Annotated in this window: 11 protein-coding genes; 3 read left to right on the plus strand and 8 right to left on the minus strand. The window is 58.0% G+C overall.

Annotated elements, in window-relative coordinates; genetic code table 11:
• Positions 1 to 16: 16 nt before the first annotated feature.
• Positions 17 to 730: a 6-phosphogluconolactonase gene (gene pgl / locus VSQ83_RS17990; protein ID WP_326427284.1), complete on the minus strand. Its 714-nt coding sequence runs from the start codon at positions 728 to 730 to the stop codon at positions 17 to 19.
• Positions 717 to 2186, minus strand: a complete 1470-nt coding sequence (gene zwf, locus VSQ83_RS17995) for a glucose-6-phosphate dehydrogenase (RefSeq protein ID WP_219262906.1) — start codon at positions 2184 to 2186, stop codon at positions 717 to 719. The genes pgl and zwf overlap by 14 nt, the downstream gene beginning before the upstream one ends.
• Positions 2187 to 2391: 205 nt before the next feature.
• Between zwf and VSQ83_RS18000 the strand changes: the two genes are divergently transcribed.
• The 3 genes from VSQ83_RS18000 to VSQ83_RS18010 all read left to right on the plus strand — a co-directional run bounded on the left by VSQ83_RS18000 (position 2392) and on the right by VSQ83_RS18010 (position 11585).
• Positions 2392 to 3252, plus strand: coding sequence for a MurR/RpiR family transcriptional regulator (locus tag VSQ83_RS18000; RefSeq protein ID WP_173667433.1), 861 nt, complete (start codon positions 2392 to 2394; stop codon positions 3250 to 3252).
• A gap of 481 nt (positions 3253 to 3733) precedes the next feature.
• Positions 3734 to 8644 (plus strand): SpvB/TcaC N-terminal domain-containing protein, encoded by a 4911-nt coding sequence (locus VSQ83_RS18005; RefSeq protein WP_326427285.1) that lies wholly within the window; start codon positions 3734 to 3736, stop codon positions 8642 to 8644.
• A gap of 175 nt (positions 8645 to 8819) precedes the next feature.
• Positions 8820 to 11585 carry an RHS repeat-associated core domain-containing protein gene (locus VSQ83_RS18010; protein WP_219262907.1) on the plus strand — a complete coding sequence of 922 codons (2766 nt, stop codon included), beginning with the start codon at positions 8820 to 8822 and terminating at the stop codon, positions 11583 to 11585.
• A gap of 79 nt (positions 11586 to 11664) precedes the next feature.
• On the opposite strand, the gene VSQ83_RS18015 is transcribed toward VSQ83_RS18010, so the two are convergent.
• From VSQ83_RS18015 to VSQ83_RS18040, 6 genes are all read right to left on the minus strand, one after another.
• Positions 11665 to 12528, minus strand: coding sequence for a D-hexose-6-phosphate mutarotase (locus VSQ83_RS18015; protein WP_326427286.1), 864 nt, complete (start codon positions 12526 to 12528; stop codon positions 11665 to 11667).
• A 97-nt stretch (positions 12529 to 12625) separates the two neighbouring features.
• Positions 12626 to 13963 carry a carbohydrate porin gene (locus VSQ83_RS18020; protein ID WP_133077274.1) on the minus strand — a complete coding sequence of 446 codons (1338 nt, stop codon included), beginning with the start codon at positions 13961 to 13963 and terminating at the stop codon, positions 12626 to 12628.
• An 83-nt stretch (positions 13964 to 14046) separates the two neighbouring features.
• A complete protein-coding gene (locus VSQ83_RS18025) occupies positions 14047 to 15207 on the minus strand; it encodes an ABC transporter ATP-binding protein (RefSeq protein WP_133077273.1) in 1161 nt (386 codons plus the stop codon).
• Between the two features lie 3 nt (positions 15208 to 15210).
• A complete protein-coding gene (locus VSQ83_RS18030; protein WP_133077403.1) occupies positions 15211 to 16056 on the minus strand; it encodes a carbohydrate ABC transporter permease in 846 nt (281 codons plus the stop codon).
• Position 16057: 1 nt separating this feature from the next.
• On the minus strand, positions 16058 to 16966 hold the full coding sequence (locus VSQ83_RS18035) for a carbohydrate ABC transporter permease (RefSeq protein ID WP_019822330.1): 909 nt from the start codon (positions 16964 to 16966) through the stop codon (positions 16058 to 16060).
• Positions 16967 to 17069: 103 nt separating this feature from the next.
• Positions 17070 to 18359: an ABC transporter substrate-binding protein gene (locus VSQ83_RS18040; RefSeq protein ID WP_133077272.1), complete on the minus strand. Its 1290-nt coding sequence runs from the start codon at positions 18357 to 18359 to the stop codon at positions 17070 to 17072.
• Positions 18360 to 18534 lie beyond the last annotated feature (175 nt).

Here is an 18534-nt window from a genome sequence, read left to right on the forward strand (position 1 = left end):
GCAGCTGATCCTTGGCTCATGGGCACCAGTAAATCTCTAACGTAGGTTGCAGAAAGGCACGAATCGGCAAGGCGGCAACATCGTTGCTCCCCAGCGCTTCGTTGAGGGTGTTCAATTTGGACTGTCCCTGAATCGACAGCACCTTGTGCCTGGCGCTCGCCAGCAGGCTGCGGCTCATGCTCAGGCGCTGATGCGGCACCGTAGGCGCCAGCATCGCCCAGCAACGACGAGGGTTGTCCAGTTGCAGGGCTTCGGTCAGGTTCGGGCTGTTGGGGAACAACGACGCGGTATGCCCGTCATCGCCCATGCCCAGAATCAGGACATCAATCGCCGGCAGCTCGGCCAGGCCCTGATCCGCTTCCAGTGCAGCCTTTTCAACTGTCGCAGCCGCGTTGTACAAGCCGACAAAACGGGCCTTGGCAGCCGGGCCTCGCAGCAGATGCTTCTTGAGCAGGCCAGCGTTGCTGTCGGCATGTTCAACCGGCACCCAGCGTTCATCGGCAAGGCTGACGACCACTTTCGACCAGTCGATCGGTTGTTTGATCAAGCTCTCGAAAAACGCCACCGGGCTGCGACCACCAGACACCACCAGCGTCGCAACGCCCTGACTGGCAATGGCCTGGTTCAATTGCCTGGCAACGCTTATTGCCAGCCCCTCGGCCATGGACGCCGGGTTCTTGAAGGTGTGCGCATGGACACCCTCAGGCAGTTTCAAATCAGATATCGCCATACCAAGACCTCCCGTCCCGCGTAATCAATGCAATGGAACTCATCGGTCCCCAGGAACCCGCCGCGTACGGCTTGGGCGCATCACCGGACTTTTTCCAGCCCGCGATCAACTGGTCGCACCATTTCCATGCCGCTTCAATTTCATCTTTGCGTACAAACAGGTTCTGGTTGCCACGCATGACTTCGAGTAACAGACGCTCGTAGGCATCCGGAATCCGAGCACTGCGATAAGTGTCGGAAAAATTCAATTGCAACGGACCGCTGCGCAGTTGCATGCCTTTGTCCAGGCCCTGCTCCTTGGTCATCACACGCAAGGAAATACCTTCGTCCGGCTGCAGGCGAATGATCAGCTTGTTGCCGATTTGCAAACGCTGCTCCGGGGCGAAGATGTAGTGCGAAGGTTCCTTGAAGTGGATCACGATCTGCGACAGCTTTTGTGGCATGCGCTTGCCGGTACGCAGGTAGAACGGCACACCCGCCCAACGCCAGTTACGGATATCGGCACGCAGCGCAACGAAGGTTTCGGTGTCGCTCTGGGTGTTGGAGTTTTCTTCCTCCAGATAACCCGGCACTGACTGGCCTTCGCTGTAACCTGCGATGTACTGGCCGCGCACCACTTGGGTGGTCAGGCCTTCGGCGCTGATCGGGGCCAGGGCCTTGAGCACTTTTACCTTTTCGTCGCGAATGCTGTCAGCCGACAGGTCCGCTGGCGGGTCCATCGCAATCAGGCACAGCAACTGCAGCAGGTGGTTTTGAATCATGTCGCGCAGCTGGCCGGCCTTGTCGAAATAACCCCAACGACCTTCGATGCCCACTTTCTCGGCCACGGTGATTTCAACGTGGGAGATGTAGCGCTGGTTCCACTGGGTTTCGAACAGGCTGTTGGCAAAGCGCAATGCAATCAGGTTCTGGACGGTTTCTTTGCCCAGATAGTGGTCGATGCGGTAGGTGCGGTTCTCGGGGAAGAACTGCGCCACGGAGTCGTTTACCTTGCGCGACGACTCGAGGTCCGAGCCGATGGGCTTTTCCAGCACCACGCGGGTATTTTCAGCCAGGCCGACTTTCGACAGGTTCTCGCAAATGGCGCCGTAAACCGCAGCCGGTGTGGCGAAGTAGGCAATCAGGCGTTGTTCTGTTCCGGCAAGCTCTGCCAGAGGCACATAATCTTCAGTCTTGAAAAAATCCACATGCAGGTAGCTCAACCGAGCCAGGAAGCGGGTCAGCGCCTCAACTTCGATTTCCTTCTCGCCCAGATACTGGCGCAACTGGCTGTCGATGTGCGCCAGATGCGCAGTGGCTTCGCCCGGCTCACGGGCCAGGGCGAGAATGCGCGTATCCGCATGGAGCAGACCGGCGCGGTCCAGTTGGTATAAAGCAGGAAACAGCTTGCGCAAGGCCAAATCGCCAAGGGCGCCGAACAAGGCAAAGGTGCACGGTTCAACCGTAATCGAAGGCATGATGTTTGTTCTTTTATCAAGTTAAGCTACAAATACCTTTTTTCAAGGCATCACTCAAGGAAAAATGTAGTAATAAACACAACATTTTCTCAAAATACAGATTCCTGCTAGTGGTCATCACAGGCCACCAGTAGGATAGGCCACCTTCCAGAACCGCTTTAGAGCGGTTCTTGCATCGCTGACCCAAGGATCATAAATGGACCGCGTGCGAAATTTACTCGAACAGATCAAGGGCCGCCTCGAAGACCTGAACAAGGCCGAGCGCAAAGTGGCTGAAATCATTTTGCAGAACCCGCAGCAGGCAACCCGATTCAGCATCGCAGCACTGGCTCAGGCGGCTTCGGTCAGCGAGCCGACGGTTAACCGTTTCTGCCGTTCATTTGGCGTCAGCGGCTACCCTGAACTGAAGCTGCAACTGGCACAAAGCCTGGCCAGCGGCGCAGCCTATGTCAGCCGCGCGGTCGAAGCCGACGACAATCCCGAAGCCTACACCCAAAAGATTTTCGGCAGCGCCATTGCCTCACTGGACAGCGCTTGCCAGGCATTGGACCCGAACCTTATCAGCCGCGCCGTCGACTTGCTGATCCAGGCACGGCAAATCCACTTTTTTGGCCTGGGTGCTTCGGCTCCGGTGGCGCTGGATGCACAACACAAGTTCTTTCGTTTCAACCTGGCGGTCACCGCCCATGCCGACGTATTGATGCAACGCATGATCGCGTCCGTGGCCCATACCGGTGAGTTGTTCGTGATTATTTCCTACACCGGACGCACCCGCGAGCTGGTGGAAGTGGCGCGCATTGCGCGAGCCAACGGCGCTTCAGTGCTGGGTCTGACGGCAGAAAACTCGCCACTGGCCAAGGCCAGTACCCTGAGCCTGAACATTCCGCTGCCCGAAGACACCGACATCTATATGCCGATGACCTCGCGCATCATCCAGCTCACCGTACTCGATGTACTTGCCACCGGCATGACCCTGCGCCGGGGCGTGGACTTCCAGCCGCACCTGCGCAAAATCAAGGAAAGTCTCAATGCCAGCCGCTACCCGGTAGGCGACGAGTTCAACTGATAGCCTCGCTACGTTCCTAAGCGGCTACACATTCACCGCCTGCCCGCTTTTGTAGCCGCTGCCGCAGGCTGCGATCGGCCGCGTAGCGGTCGTTAAACCGCAATACACGGTTTGCCTGATTAAACTGGGAGGCTGACTTTACGACGGCTACGCCGCCGATCGCAGCCTCGCTACGCTCCTCAGCGGCTACAAATACGACTACCGTGCCAGCCGACAAGCGGCAGCGCCCTGCTCTTCCCCCCCTCCTCTTTCCAGCCCCTGTTTTCTAAAACAATCGCTCCCTTACCGCCTATAAAGCTGTAGCTCCAAAGACGTTTAACTGTCAGATATGACAGGTTACAGCTGTCGAAAACAGTCATAACGTGAACACCTCGGGGTCATTTTTTGAAACGGGGTTCAGACGTTGCTGCGCCTGCTGCTCCTGCCCCTACACATTCAGATCGATCTATCTGAAAAGTCCCCGTGGCAGGAGCTAATGATCATGGCCCAAGAACCGCTCAGTATTGCTGCACCCTCACTGCCTAAAGGCGGCGGCGCCATTCAAAGCATTGGCAAGGGCTGGGGAGCCGTAGGTTTTACCGGTGCCGCTTCATTGGCAATCCCGCTGCCCATTACTCCAGGTCGCGGTTATGCCCCCGCACTAAGCCTGAGCTACAGCAGTGGCGGTGGGCGCACCGAGTTTGGTCAGGGCTGGTCCATCAACCGCCCCTCGATCAGCCGGCAAACCAGTCTGCAAACACCTCAGTTCGAGCCCGACTCCAATGGCCATTTGGCCGAGCCGGTTTACCTCTCCTCCAGTGGCGATGTGTTATTGGCGCAACGGGATGTCAGCGGCCAGATCATCACCCGAGACACTTCACTGTTTCGCGACCGACAGCTGCCTGAAAACTATCAAGTGACCGCTTACCGTCCACGGGTAGAAGGCGACTTCAGCACGTTCGAGCACTATGTCGGTACAACCGACTCGTTCTGGTTGATCCAGCTCGCGGACGGCAGCGTTCATGTGTACGGCCACAGTCACAACGCCCGCCTGCAACACCTGCGGGGCGCCTCGACCTGGGTGGCCGAGTGGCTTCTTGAAGAGTCGGTCGCCGCCAATGGCGAGCACGTGCTGTACGAATACATCTCTGAGAACGATGCATCGCTCAACACACTGACCGGGCCAGTAGCCGATACCTGGCTAGGCCGCGACAGCAGCACCCATCGTTACCTGCAACGGGTGCGATACGGCAACCTGACAGGGGATCGGGTGCCCTTCTTGCTGCAAAAGCCGGTGGTGCCCACCTGGCTGTTTGATCTGGTCTTCGACTATGGCGAATGTGATGCCCGTCTGACGGTCAAGCCCCTGTACCCCCAAACCCCGGGTACGCAGTGGCCGCTGCGGGCCGATCCAGTCAGCAATTACCGCTACGGGTTCGAAGAGCGCACGCTGCGACTGTGCCATCAGGTGCTGATGTTCCATTGGTGCGCCGATGGTCCGGACAATAGCGGCCCTGTCCTGCTCCAGGGCGAGCCCTCGCTGGTACAGCGCCTGCAACTGGAATACCGCCAGGAACCGGCCGTGTCCTTGCTGACCGCGGCCCACGTCATCGGCTATGTCGGGCAAGAAGCGCAATTCAACCCGCCGCAAGAGTTCGACTACACCCCCTTCACTTTCACCCCGGAGTCCGCAACGTTCTCACCGTTTTTTACCGAGCAGACGCCCCCCCAGAGCCCTGGCATCGATGCCGATAACTACCAGTTGGTGGATCTGTTTGGCGACGGATTGGCCGGGATCCTCTATCGCCTGCAAAACGCCTGGTACTACCGTCGCCCCATCCGTCATCCGATGCCCGGCCCGAATAAAAACGCGGTGAGTTACGCGGCCCAGGAGCAGCTCAAACAGATTCCGGTCGCCAACAACAACTCGCCAACGCTGCAGGTGCTCACCGACATCAACGGTGACGGCAAGCTCGACTGGCTGGTGGCCCAACCGTCCTTAGCGGGGTTTTTCACCCTGGATACCGACCAGCAATGGAACCACTTCACGCCCTACGCGGCCTTCCCCACCGAGTTTTTCCACCCGCAGGCACAGCTGGCCAGCCTGATGGGAAACGGCCTGTCGGACCTGGCAATGATCGGGACCCGCAGCGTGCGCTTGTATGTGAATTTGAAAGACAAGGGCTTCGACAACCCCGTCGACGTCAGCCGCTCAAGCTCTGAGACGCCTTTGCCCGCGGTCAGTGACCAACGCTGCGAACTGATGGCGTTCAGTGACATGCTGGGCTCCGGGCAGCAGCATTTGATCCATATCACCGCCCAGTCCGTGCGCTGCTTCCCGAACCTGGGGCGCGGCCGGTTTGGCGAACCGGTCAACTTTGGCAAGCTGGACTTTGCGGGCGAGTTCAACCCTGCCCATATCCGCCTCGCCGACCTGGACGGTTCGGGCGCGGTCGACATCCTGTACCTGCAAAGTGATTCGGTGCAGGTTTTCATGAACCTCAGCGGACACGGGTTCGCCGCCCCTGTCACGATCCCTTTGCCTGAAAGGCTGAAGTACGAGTCCTTGACCCGAGTCAGCGTGGCCGACCTGCAAGGGCTGGGCTGCTCCAGCCTGGTCGTGACCAGCAGTACCCACAACACCCAGCTGCGACCCGAGCATTGGCGCTGTGACTTTGTCGCTGGCAACAAACCGTATTTGCTGTGTGCCTCGGACAACAACATGGGCGCCGGGGGCGAGGTGGTGTATCGCTCATCGGCGCAGGAATGGCTGGACGAAAAAGCCCTGCTGCCAGATCCGTCCCTGGCCGTATCCGAATTGCCCTTCGCAATGCATCTGGTCAGCGAGCAGCGCCAGTTCGACCAGATTACCGGCAACCATTTGTCCCAGTTCTTTAGCTATCGGCACGGCTATTACGATGGCGTGGAACGGGAATTTCGCGGGTTTGGACTGCTGCTGCAAACCGACACCGAGGCTGACACCAGCGATACCGAGGGCTACAGCGCACCCGTACAGAGCAAGACCTGGTTCCACACCGGAAAAACCCTGCATATGGACGTGCCTGATGCCTGGGCCGGTGATATCCAACTGGCACCGCTGGGCAACACCCTGTGTACCCAACACATTGATGGCACCGAGCAAACGCACACTGACTGGGATGCCCCGACACTGCGCGACGCGGCCAGAACCTTGAGCGGCTCGGTGTTACGCGCCGAAACTCTGGGCGTCGATGGCAACGCCGTGCCTTACAGCGTCACGCAAAGCCGGTTTGGCGTTCGCCTGCTGCAAGCGCGCTCCGACGTTGCGCCTTACAGCGTCATGCTGGGGTTTGTCATCGAGCAACGCAGCCTGCAGTACGAGCGCCTGGCCGATGACCCGCTTTGCCAGCACCAAATCACCCTGGCCATTGATGACTATGGCACTGTCAGCCACGGCGTCAGCGTCGCCTATGCCCGCCGTGCCAGCGCACAACCGCCCTATCCCGACGATGAAGAGCACGCCCATTTGCGGCGCTGGTGGATGGATGCCAGGGATGACGCCCAACTGTGCTTCTACCTGAGCGAGATGCGTGAACGGGTCTTGCATATCCACCAGACCGATTACCTGCGATTGAGCCTGCCCTACCGCAGCCAGGCGAGCGCCTATGTTGTGCCCGCTGACGATCCGTCGGTCGATGTCATCGGTTACGAAGCCTTTCTTGGTCCGCAATCGCCATTGGGCAAAGACCCGGCCAACGGCCAGCGCATGCTGGCGGGCCAGAGCCGCGTGCAATACCAGGGCTGCACGGACGGCACGGTGAACTTCGATGCGCTGCCTGAATACAGCGAACAGGGCCAGCTGGATGCCGCTGCCCTGCAAGCCTACGTCGTGAAAGATGATCAGGGCGCAGACAAAAACCTGTTGGGCAGCACCCCTGGCGAGGTGAAAGCCCGACTCGAAACAGCGGGCTATGTCGATGTCGGACTGTGGCGGCCAACCAGCAATACCGTTGACACGTCCACCAGCCTTTGGGCAGCGCGCACGGGATACACAACCTTTGCCGGGGTCGAGCATTTCAACACGGTGCTTGAGCAAAAAGCGGTCGCATGGGTCAAGCCATCGAAGGTCAGTTATGACAGCCTCTGGCTATTGCCTGTCAGATTCACGGCACCTGACGACGGCGTGACCGATGCAGTCCATGACTACAGCACGTTGCAGGTCAAATGGATTCGCGACCCCAATCAGAATGTCAGCCAGGCCCGCTACGACGGGATGGGCCGTGTGGTGCTGACCACCTTCTGGGGCACCGAATGGGACGAAGGCACCCAAGCCGTTAAAGAGGTCGGCTTTGGCAACATGGACAGTCATTCGTGGGTGCCGGCAAGCGCCGCCCAGGCCATTGCCGACAGCTCGGTCATGGGCGATCTGGCAACCGCACTCTTCTACGAAAGCAGTAGCTGGATGGGCCAAGCCCCGCCGGACCTGTTACCCAACGGAGTTGAGCTGGGCGTGCTGATGCCCTCCGGACATTTGCGTGCCAGTGCGCGCAAGCGCCTGGCCAAGGGTGATTACCCTGTAAGCCAGATTCCGGCCCAGACCTGCTCAGCCTTGCTGGCCCTGCCTCGCGAACCGGCACACAGTGCCGTTCTGCAAGCTGACCGCTATCCGGGGGATCCCGATAAACAGGTGAGGATGTCGCTGAGCGCCTCGGATGGTTTTGGCCGTGCCTTGCAAAGCAAACAGAAAGTCGAACCGGGCCTGGCCTACGCCGTCGACGACAAGGGCAACCTGATAACCCAGGGCGGTGAACCGGTTCAAGTGCAGGCCACCGAGCGCTGGTGCGTCAGTGAGCGTGTGGAATACAACAACAAAGGGCTGGCCGTTCGCATCTACCGGCCTTATTTCGCGAACCAATACCGTTACATCAACGATGAGTCGTTCCGCCAGTTCGGCTACAGCGACCAGCAGTTCTATGACCCCCTGGGGCGCCCCACCAAAACCATTACCGCCAGTGGCTATTGGCGCCGCCAGACGTACATGAACTGGTACACCATTGCCGAGGATGAGAACGACCTGTATCAAGAGGCACTGGAACACCCGAGAGTCGCCAGCGTATTGCAGGCGCGCGGCAACCGGCTCGATCCGATGCAAGCCCTTGAAGGCGCAACGGTGCGGGTTGAGTACCCGGGCATGCTGGCCACCGACAGCATTACGATGAGCTGGAGTGGTGTCGCCGGTGCAGGCTCACCTTCGCTGGCAGCAAAACAAGGCAGTGCGACAGGTCGAGTGCTGTTTGATATTCCAAAAACAGCCGTGGCTGCCAACATCGGCAAAACGGTGGAAGTGGCCTATACCGTGACACGCACAAGCGAGGTGCTCAATTCGCAGGTCCTTGATCTGAACATTGCGACGTCCCCCCCGCCAGCTACCTGATGCAACTGGCTGACGGCAGCACGTTCACGGTGATTTTCAAAGTCGCATTCTCGGGTAGCGATGAAACACAGGCGTTAGCGCTCCCCTTGAAAAAACTGGTCATTCTTGACAGTACCAATGCCTCGTAATGGACGACGAGTCTCGATAGCCAACGCAACAATCAGGTATGGCAACGATGACTTATCAATTGCACCAAAAAACGCCATTACTGATCTCGATAGATCCGCGGGCAGCCCTGCTGCGCAGCGTGGCTTACCATCGCCGGGACATCAGTCAGACACCATCGGCCCACACCACGCGGCAACGGTATAACGCGCTGGGTCATCTCACCGAACAATGGGATGCGCGACTGTCGGTGGCCAATCAGCAAACTCGCTTCAGCCTGACGGGGCAGGAGCTATGCAGTGATTCGGTGGATGAAGGCTGGCGCGTGCGTTTCTACAACGCGGCCGCACAGGCCGTGCACAGTTGGGACGGGCGTGAAAGCTTTATGCGCCTGGACTACGATGAGCAACTGCGACCTGTTGCACTGTTTGAAAAAGGGGCTGATGAAAACGTAGAGCAGTGCGTCGAACGCTTTACCTATGCCGCAAACAATACTGAAGATGCTCAACGCAACCGGTGTGGCCGCATGCTGCGTCACGACGATCCAGCCGGCAGTGTGTGGCATGAAGCGTTCGCCGTAACCGGCCAGCCACTGATTGAGACCCGGCGCTTTTGCGTCTCGCTGACCGCTCCCCACTGGCCGGATGCCCCGCTTCAGACCGTCAGCTACAGCACCCGCTGGCAGTACGACGCACTGGGCGCGGTGATCGCGCAAACCGATGCAGCAAACCACGTAAGCTCGATAAACGTCGACATTACCGGCCGGCCCTGCGCGTCACAGCTGGACGGTATAGCACTGCTCAAAAGCTGCGAATACAACGCCTTCGATCAGGTGGAGACAGAGCAAGCTGGCAACAATGTACTGACCATCGCGAGCTACTCAGCGGCAAATGGTCGGTTGCAACGGCTCAAGGCCAGCACTCTGACCGGGCATTTACTGCAAGACCTGCACTACCAGTACGACCCGGTGGGCAATATCGAGCGCATCGAAGATCTGGCCCAGCCCGTACAGTGGTTTGCCCAACAACAGGTTGAGGCAATCAGCACCTACCGTTACGACTCCCTCTACCAACTGATCGAAGCCACGGGCCGGGAAAACGCCAGCCAACGTATCGGACCTGAACTGCCCGGGCTGGAGATTTTCGGCGCCAGGGATGACAGCCACTGGCGCAACTACACCCAGACCTACACCTATGACAGCGGCGCCAACCTGACTTCACTCAAACATGATGCTGGCGCCGGTAACACCTATCTGCGCCAGATGGTGGTGGCAGAACACAGCAACCGCAGCCTGTTCAAGGGTGAAGCACCCGCGGAGTTTGCCAGTGGTTTCGATGCCAACGGCAATCAACAGGCACTGGCACCGGGGCAGCTCATGCACTGGAATACTCGCAATCAATTGCATCAGGTCACGCAGGTGGTGCGCGAGGCACCTGATGGCCGGGACGACGATGTCGAGACTTATATCTATGACGGCACGGGTCAGCGCGTGCGCAAGGTACGCCGGGCCAAGACCGGCGGTGGTGAACAGGTCATTGAGGTGCTGTATTTGCCGTGTCTGGAAATCCGCACACCCACCACGGGCGAGCAGTTACATGTCGTGACGACCCAGGCCGGTCGCAACCAGGTCCGGGTGCTGCATTGGGCGACCGAGCCCGATCAGTGGCGCTACAGTTTGGGTGATCATCTGGGCAGCAGCACCCTGGAGCTGGATCACGCGGGCGAACTGATCAGCCAGGAAAGTTACTACCCCTACGGCGGTACATCCTGGTGGGCCGCACGCAGTGCCGTGCAGGCCAGATACAAGACCCTGCGTTATTCCGGCAAAGAGCGCGATGCCACAGGGTTGTATTACTACGGCGCACGGTATTACGCACCGTGGTTGCAGCGGTGGATTTGCCCGGATCCGGCGGGCAGTGTCGATGGGCTTAATGTGTACTCAATGGTCAATAACAATCCTGTCACTCACCGGGACTTGCACGGACTGGCCAAAGAAAAATCAGTACCGAACGTTATCCATCACTTCTGGCAAGGAGAACTCAAAAATCTTGAGCAGCATCATTCCAACTTGAAAAAAATAGCGCTCACCAACAGTGCCTATAAAGTTGAATTGCACGTCCTGCCAAATCCGGGGGAAGACACTCAGCTCAAGGCCCTGCAAAGCAGCCTTGGCAGTGGTGTAAAAGTGATTAATATCAAAGAGGAAAAGTGGTTTAAAAAATTCCAGACCAAGGAGCGTTACACACAATTTGAAGCATCAAGAAGCGGAGAACGCGCCCATCTGGCATCCGGTTCGGACATTTTAAAAACCGAGCTGACTTATAAATTGGGTGGCGTGTTCAATGATGTGGACAACGTGCCTATCGCACCTCTGCCCGCCTCCCTGCAGCACCAGGAAAAAACATTAATGACTGCAGGCCCGACTCAATTCAATCGTTGGGGCGGAGAAAAAGGCATTCATTCCAGTACGTTTGCCACTTACAAAAAAAATCCGATCTTGAAAGAGATGAACAAAGAAAGCTTCAAAAAGTTCAAAGCAATTCAGCACATCATTTACCGTAAAAATGATATGACAGCCAACCCTGACGACCACTTCAAAATGGTTTCGGAAACCGCAGGTTCTTTACATTTTTCCCGCGAATTGAAGAGACTCGATACGGGCTTTAATTCCGCGCTGGAAAATCTGATGCTGACTAGCAACAAATATGATGAAGGCAACATCGTATTCGATAAATACTTCAAGCCCACCACCACCACGGGAGCAGGGGATCTTGATGAGGATCAAATGATTGCACTTTTTAATGCCATGTCCGCACCCGGCCATGTAATGATTTGAGCATCTCTGAGGTTGGGTTAATAAAACCCGACCTCAGACTCTCTTGTCGCTGCTCTGGCCTGCCGACTTCACAAAGCTCTCAACCCCCCACCAACCTCGCCCGCGCCTGCAAACTCAAATGCGCCTGCTCCCCCGGCGCCAGGGTTTGGTTGTGGATGCCACCGCTGGTGGACTCCACGCACACAAAACCCATCACCTCATTCCAGCTCACGCCCAGCAAGGGTCGTTTGCCCGGGTGCCAGACCACCGTATTGGCCTGATGCCCGGTATCGATGCTCAGCGCCCTTTGCCAGGCGTGATCATTGAGCTGCATTTCTCCGTCATGCTGGAACACGCGCTGACAACCGCCCGCCACCCGCAACTCACCCTGCTGCTGGCAAACCTCACGATTCAACTGATCGTAGCCGTGAACACCGTCCAGACCAGACAGCGCTACCTTGGCAACATCTCCGATGCGCCAGTAAGCACGTAAGGCTTGGCTGACCTGGCAAGGCTCATCATCCTGATGCTCGGTGCTCAAGCGCAGTTCCATTTCTTCGCCCAGTCGTGCATGTAAATCGACCTGCCAATCGCACAACTTCAAGCGCCAGTGCAGGGTCACCCCTTCTTCGTCGCTGCTGCTATCGAGCAGTTTCCAGTCGATCAACCGCGCCCAGCCATGGGATGGCCATGCATTTTCACTGGGGTGGCGACCATACCAGGGCCAGAAAATCGGCACTCCACCGCGAATCGCACCCACCTGCGGCCACTTGGCAGCGCACCACAACCAGGGCTTTTGCCCGGTTGGCTTAAAATGCAGCAGCTGCGCGCCCTGACGGCTGAACACCGCCTGACAATGGGGGTGATCGATCACCAGCACGTCGCGCTGCTGAAAACGCTCCCATTGGAAGACCGGTTGCTCGCGCCTGGATTTGAAAAAACGGTGAAGCGGATGCTCATGCATGTGCCGCAGTCCTGAAAATCATGCGCCGAGGTGTGCAGCCCCGAAAAAAAGCGGATAGCCAAGGCTATCCGCTGGAAAAACAAGGAGCTTAGCGCATTTAGAACGTCGACTGAATCTTCAGACCGGCCACCAGTGCGTTGTCAACCTTGTCCACACCACCCGGGTGAGTGATGTACTGCAGGTTTGGACGCACGGTCAGCCAGTTGGTCACGTGAAAACCGTAGTTGAGTTCGTAGTTGTACTCGGTGGAGCGCAGTGGCGAGTACAGCGGATCGTTGTAATCGGTGGCACCAATGGAGGCGTTGATCTGCTCGGCGCTTTTCTTCACGTCATCATTGACGTGGATGCGGGCGGCGCCAATGCCGATGTCATCCTTGGGACGGGCATCGAAAGGCCCCTTGTACACAAACATCAGCGACTGGTAGTTGTCGACGATGTTGGTGGCCTTGTCGTGAAAAGTGGCGTTGGCCGCGATATTCAGACCGCGCGACGGGTCACCGTTGTGGCTGGTGAGTTGCTGCTGCACCACAAACCAGTAACCGTGCTTGCTGTCGCGTACACGATAGTCCTGACCGGTGCTGGTGATGTCGACGCGCACGTCATCGGCAGGCGCCGTGCTCTTGTAGTAACCAACACGGTACTCGCCCGGCAGGTCGTTGACCTTCGGCGACCAGACCAGCTCGACCGGCAACACCGTGCCCTTGGTGCCGCTGCCGCTGAGTTTGAAGCCGTTGCCGTGTTCCAGTTGCGACGGGTTCTGGTTGTACGCGCCAATCTGGGCATACAGCTCAGGGGTGATGTTGTATTTCACCCGCAGTGCCGCCTGGCTGACCGGCCAGTTGTACCAGACGTTGGTGGCCCAGTTACCCACCTGAGAGCCACAGAACGCCAGGTTCTGGAATTCGCACGGGAAGGTGTTGAAGTCTTCGCCTTCACCGAAGTAACCGGCCTTGACGTCCAGTTTGCCGTCGAGGAACTGGTGCTGAATCCACAATTGGGTCAAACGCACCATATGGCCACGGCCATAGACTTCCTGGGAGGAGCTCAGGGTACCGGCACGGGGGTCGCCGATACGGTCATTGGAGATGTTCTGGCCATTACGGTTGGTGAGCTGGATCTTGGCCTGGGTGTTGTCCCAGCCCCACAGCTTTTGCAGGTCCAGCGCGACGCCCAGACCGAACTGGTCACTGTAGCGCGCTGTCTTGTCATCGTTGTAACCGCCATGCAGGTTGGCGCCGACTTCACCGACGTAATCGGCCTTGATGTCGATGCCCTGCTCGATCAGTCTGGTTCGCTCACCGCCCCAGTCGCCGGTCATCCATTTCGAATCGGCACTGAACGCTTCGTCAGCGTAGACACTGCTTGCACCCAGGCTTAGCGCGACAATCGCCGATAGCTGGCAGGCCAGACGGGTACGGGTCATTCTGTTAGTCATCCCTTAAATCCTCGTTGTTTTCTTATTGGCTTTCTATAACGCGGCACCACCCAAGGAGGCCCGGTAACAGGCTCCCTGTTGACTTAACGACCCTTGAATTGCGCCACGTTATCAGCCCGGCCGAGCGTCTGAGGCGAACCCATCGCCCCCAGACGCTCGCCCGTATTCGCATCAAACAGTAGCACTTTGGCTGGATCGAACTGCAAATTGAGGCTCTGACCCACCTGAGGCGCATCATCAGGGGCCATTCGGCAGCAGACCTTGCTCCCGTTCAGGTTTACAAAAACCAGGGTGTCCGGGCCGGTAGGCTCGATGACTTGGGCTTCGGCGCGAATGACGGGCAAGCCGTTGGGCTCTGCGGGCGCCAGTACAATCTGCTCGGCGCGTATGCCCACAATCACATCACGGTCCTCAAGCCCCGCGTCCTGCATGCTCAACGGCAGCTCGCAGCGTGCCTGGCCGCTGTCGAGCAAGGCCAGCAAGCGGCCCTCGCGGCGTTGCAGGCGCAGGGGAATGAAGTTCATCGGTGGCGAGCCAATAAAGCTCGCCACAAACAGGTTGGCCGGATCGTTATAGATCTGCTTGGGCGTACCGAACTGCTGAATGATCCCGTCCTTCATCACGGCCACTTTGTCGCCCAGGGTCATGGCTTCAATCTGGTCATGGGTGACGTAGACGGTGGTGGTTTTCAGGCGCTGGTGCATCAGTTTCATTTCGGTGCGCATCTCGACCCGCAGCTTGGCATCGAGGTTGGACAGCGGCTCGTCAAACAGGTAGATCTTGGGCCGCCGCGCCAGCGCCCGGCCCATGGCCACGCGCTGTTGCTGACCACCCGACAGTTGGCCGGGCTTGCGGGTCAGCAGGTGTTCGATTTGCAGCAGCTTGGAAACCCGCGCCACCTCTTCATCGATCGCCGCCGCGCTCATCTTGCGGATCTTGAGACCGAAGGCAATGTTGTCCCGCACATTCATGGTCGGGTACAGCGCGTAGGACTGGAACACCATGGCGATATCACGGTCTTTGGGGCTCATGCCGCTGATATCGGCATCGTCCACCAGGATCGCCCCGCCGCTGATGGTTTCAAGACCGGCGATGCAGTTCATCAGGGTCGATTTACCGCAGCCCGAAGGCCCCACCAGAATCAGGAACTCGCCGTCATCGATTTTCAGTTCGATGTTTTTCAGCGTGTCGGGCAAACCCTTGCCGTAGGATTTATTCACGTTGCGTAATTCGAGAGTCGCCATGCCTTACCCCTTGACCGCGCCGGACGTCAGCCCGCGCAGAAAATACTTGCCCGCAAAGATGTAAACCAGCAGCGTCGGCAGCCCCGCGATCATGGCCGCAGCCATATCAACGTTGTATTCCTTGGCGCCGGTGCTGGTATTGACCAGGTTGTTCAACGCCACCGTAATCGGCTGCGCATCACCACTGGCAAACACCACACCAAACAGAAAGTCGTTCCAGATTTGAGTGAACTGCCAGATCAGGCAGACCATCACGATCGGCACCGACATCGGCAGCAGGATTCGCCCGAAAATCGTGAAGAAACCCGCGCCATCCAGCCGTGCAGCCTTGACCAGCGCATCCGGGATGCTCACGTAGTAGTTGCGGAAAAACAGCGTGGTGAAGGCCAGGCCATACACCACGTGCACCAGCACCAGGCCGGTGGTGGTATTGGCCAGCCCGAGCTTGCCGATGGTGAACGAGGCCGGGAGCAACACGGTTTGAAACGGCAGGAAGCAGCCGAACAGCAGCAAGCCAAAAAACAGCTGTGAGCCGCGAAAACGCCACATCGACAGCACATAGCCGTTCATGGCCCCGATAAAAGTCGAGATCAATACCGCAGGCACGGTGATCTTGACCGAGTTCCAGAAATACCCGCCCACCGTGTCCCAGGCCTTGATCCAGCCAATGCCGTCAATCACTTGCGGCCAGCTCAACAGGTTGCCGGTACGGATGTCTTCCGGGCTTTTGAAGCTGGTGAGCAGCATCACCACCAAGGGGATCAAATAGACCGCCGCAGCAAGAACCAGGGTGGCGTAAATGGCCAGGCGGCTGAAGGTGAATCGGGACGCGCCGATGCCGCTTGTCATGTTAGTCATGGCGTTTGTTCCTCAGCTCGGAATACAGATACGGCACGAGGATGGCCAGAATCGCTCCCAGCATCATGATCGCGCTGGCAGAACCAATGCCCATTTGCCCACGGCTGAAGGTGAAGGAGTACATGAACATGGCTGGCAAGTCGGAGGAATATCCCGGACCACCGGCGGTCATTGCCGACACCAGATCGAAGCTCTTGATGGCAATGTGCGCAAGGATCATGAAGGCGCTGAAAAACACCGGGCGCAGGCTCGGCAACACAATGCGCAGGTAGATGGTCGGCAAGCTCGCACCGTCGACCTGGGCCGCACGAATGATCGACTGATCGACCCCGCGCAATCCGGCCAGGAACATCGCCATCACAAATCCCGAAGCCTGCCACACCGCAGCGATCACCAGGCAGTACACCACCCGGTCCTGATCCAGCAGCCAGTCAAAACGAAAACCTTCCCAGCCCCAGTCACGGAGCATTTTGTCCAGGCCCAGGCCCGGGTTGAGCAGCCACTTCCAGGCCGTACCGGTGACGATCATCGACAGTGCCATCGGGTACAGGTAGATCGTGCGGATGAAGCCTTCCTTGCGAATCCGCTGGTCGAGCAGGATGGCCAGAAACACGCCGATCACCAGGCTGATGACGATGAACATCCCGCCAAAAACCGCCAGGTTTTTGCTGGCGACCCACCAGCGGTCGTTGTCCATCAGTCGTGCGTATTGCTGCAAGCCAACCCATTTGTAGCTGGGCATAAAGCTGGAATTGGTGAACGAGAGCAGGAACGTCCAAAAAATGTAGCCATAAAAGCCAACCAATACGATCAGCATGCTCGGTGCCAGGACCAGCTTGGGCAACCAGCGTTGCAGCGCATCAAACGGCGAGGCCTTGCTGAACACAGCCACGGAACTCATCGAAATACTCCCGAGAGGGTATGCCGGCATCTGCACACGCAGATGCCGCACAACCAGGGATAAGGGGGAGCCACGCGCAGGCGTGGCAGGTCAGATCAACGAATTACTGTGCGGACTTGATGGCCGAGTAGAGCTTTTTACCGGCCGTGGCCGGATCAGCACTCTTGTCGCTCATAAAGTTGCTGACGGTGTCGAAAATCGCGCCTTGCACCGCCAGTGAAGTGGCCATGTTGTGCGCCATGCTCGGCAGCTGGCTGTTGGCCTTGCCCGCTTGGGCGAAGTCTTTGGCAGAGGCCTGACCACAGCTGTCGAACTTGCTCATGTCCAGGTCACTGCGTACCGGGATCGAGCCTTTGTTCTGGTTGAACACGTACTGGAATTCAGGCTCAAGCGCGACTTTGGCCACGTCGTTTTGCGCGGCGATATTGCCCGGCGTGTTGTTCTTGGCCGACAGTTTGAACATCGCCAGCGAGTCGATGTTGTAGGTAAAGCTGCCCTGGGTGCCCGGGAATGGCACGCACTCAAAATCAGTGCCGGCCTTTTTACCCGCAGCAGCCCACTCGCTTTTCGCCCAGTCACCCATGATCTGCATACCGGCCTTGCCGTTGATCACCTTGGCGGCTTCCAGGTTCCAGTCCTGACCGGTGCCATCCGGGTCCATGTAGCCCTGCAGTTTTTTCAGGTGGGTGAAAACTTCAGCCATCTGGGGGCCGGTCAGGGTTTTCTCGTCAAGATCGACGAAGGCTTTCTTGTAGCCATCTGGCCCCATGACGCTGAGCACCAGGTCTTCAAAGACCGTGCTGTCCTGCCACGGCTGACCACCGTGGGCCAGAGGGATAAAGCCCGCGGCCTTGAGTTTGTCGCCTGCCGCGTAGAGTTCATCAAGAGTGGTTGGCGCTTTGTCGATGCCTGCCTTCTTGAAGACTTCGGGGTTGATCCACAACCAGTTCACCCGGTGAATGTTCACCGGTACAGCCACGTAATGGCCGTCGTATTTCATGGTGTCGGAGACGGTTTTCGACAGCAGGGTGTCCCAGTGATTGGCCTTGGAAACCTCATCGAGGTTGGTCAACAAACCGAGCGCGCCCCACTCTTGCAAGTCAGGGCCTTTGATTTGTGCTGCTGAAGGCGGGTTGCCGGAGACGGCCCGGGTTTTCAGTACGGTCATGGCGGCGGCACCGCCACCGCCTGCCACGGCACTGTCCTGCCAAGTGTAACCGTCTTTTTCGATCAGCTTTTTAAGCACATCAACCGCTTTGGCCTCACCACCGGAGGTCCACCAATGCACCACTTCAACCGTGCCTTTGGAGTCGGCAGGGGCAGCGGCATAAGCACCCAGGGGGAATAATGTAGCCAGAGAAATGACAACGGCGAGGCGATTGAATGAATTCATGTCTGGACCTTTCTTGTTGTTATAGCTGTGCAAGTCTTTTTGCTTGCGCTGCCAAAGAGTGTATCCATCACCGTCTGCCCGCACGTAACGAAGAGACGCTCAAATGTCACAACCTGGTGACACAGAAGCAGGGTGAGGGCGTTTGGTTCCGAGGATATTTCAACGATGTCTGACT

The organism is Pseudomonas sp. DSV-1 (assembly GCF_035830915.1).
Taxonomy (GTDB): Bacteria; Pseudomonadota; Gammaproteobacteria; order Pseudomonadales; family Pseudomonadaceae; genus Aquipseudomonas.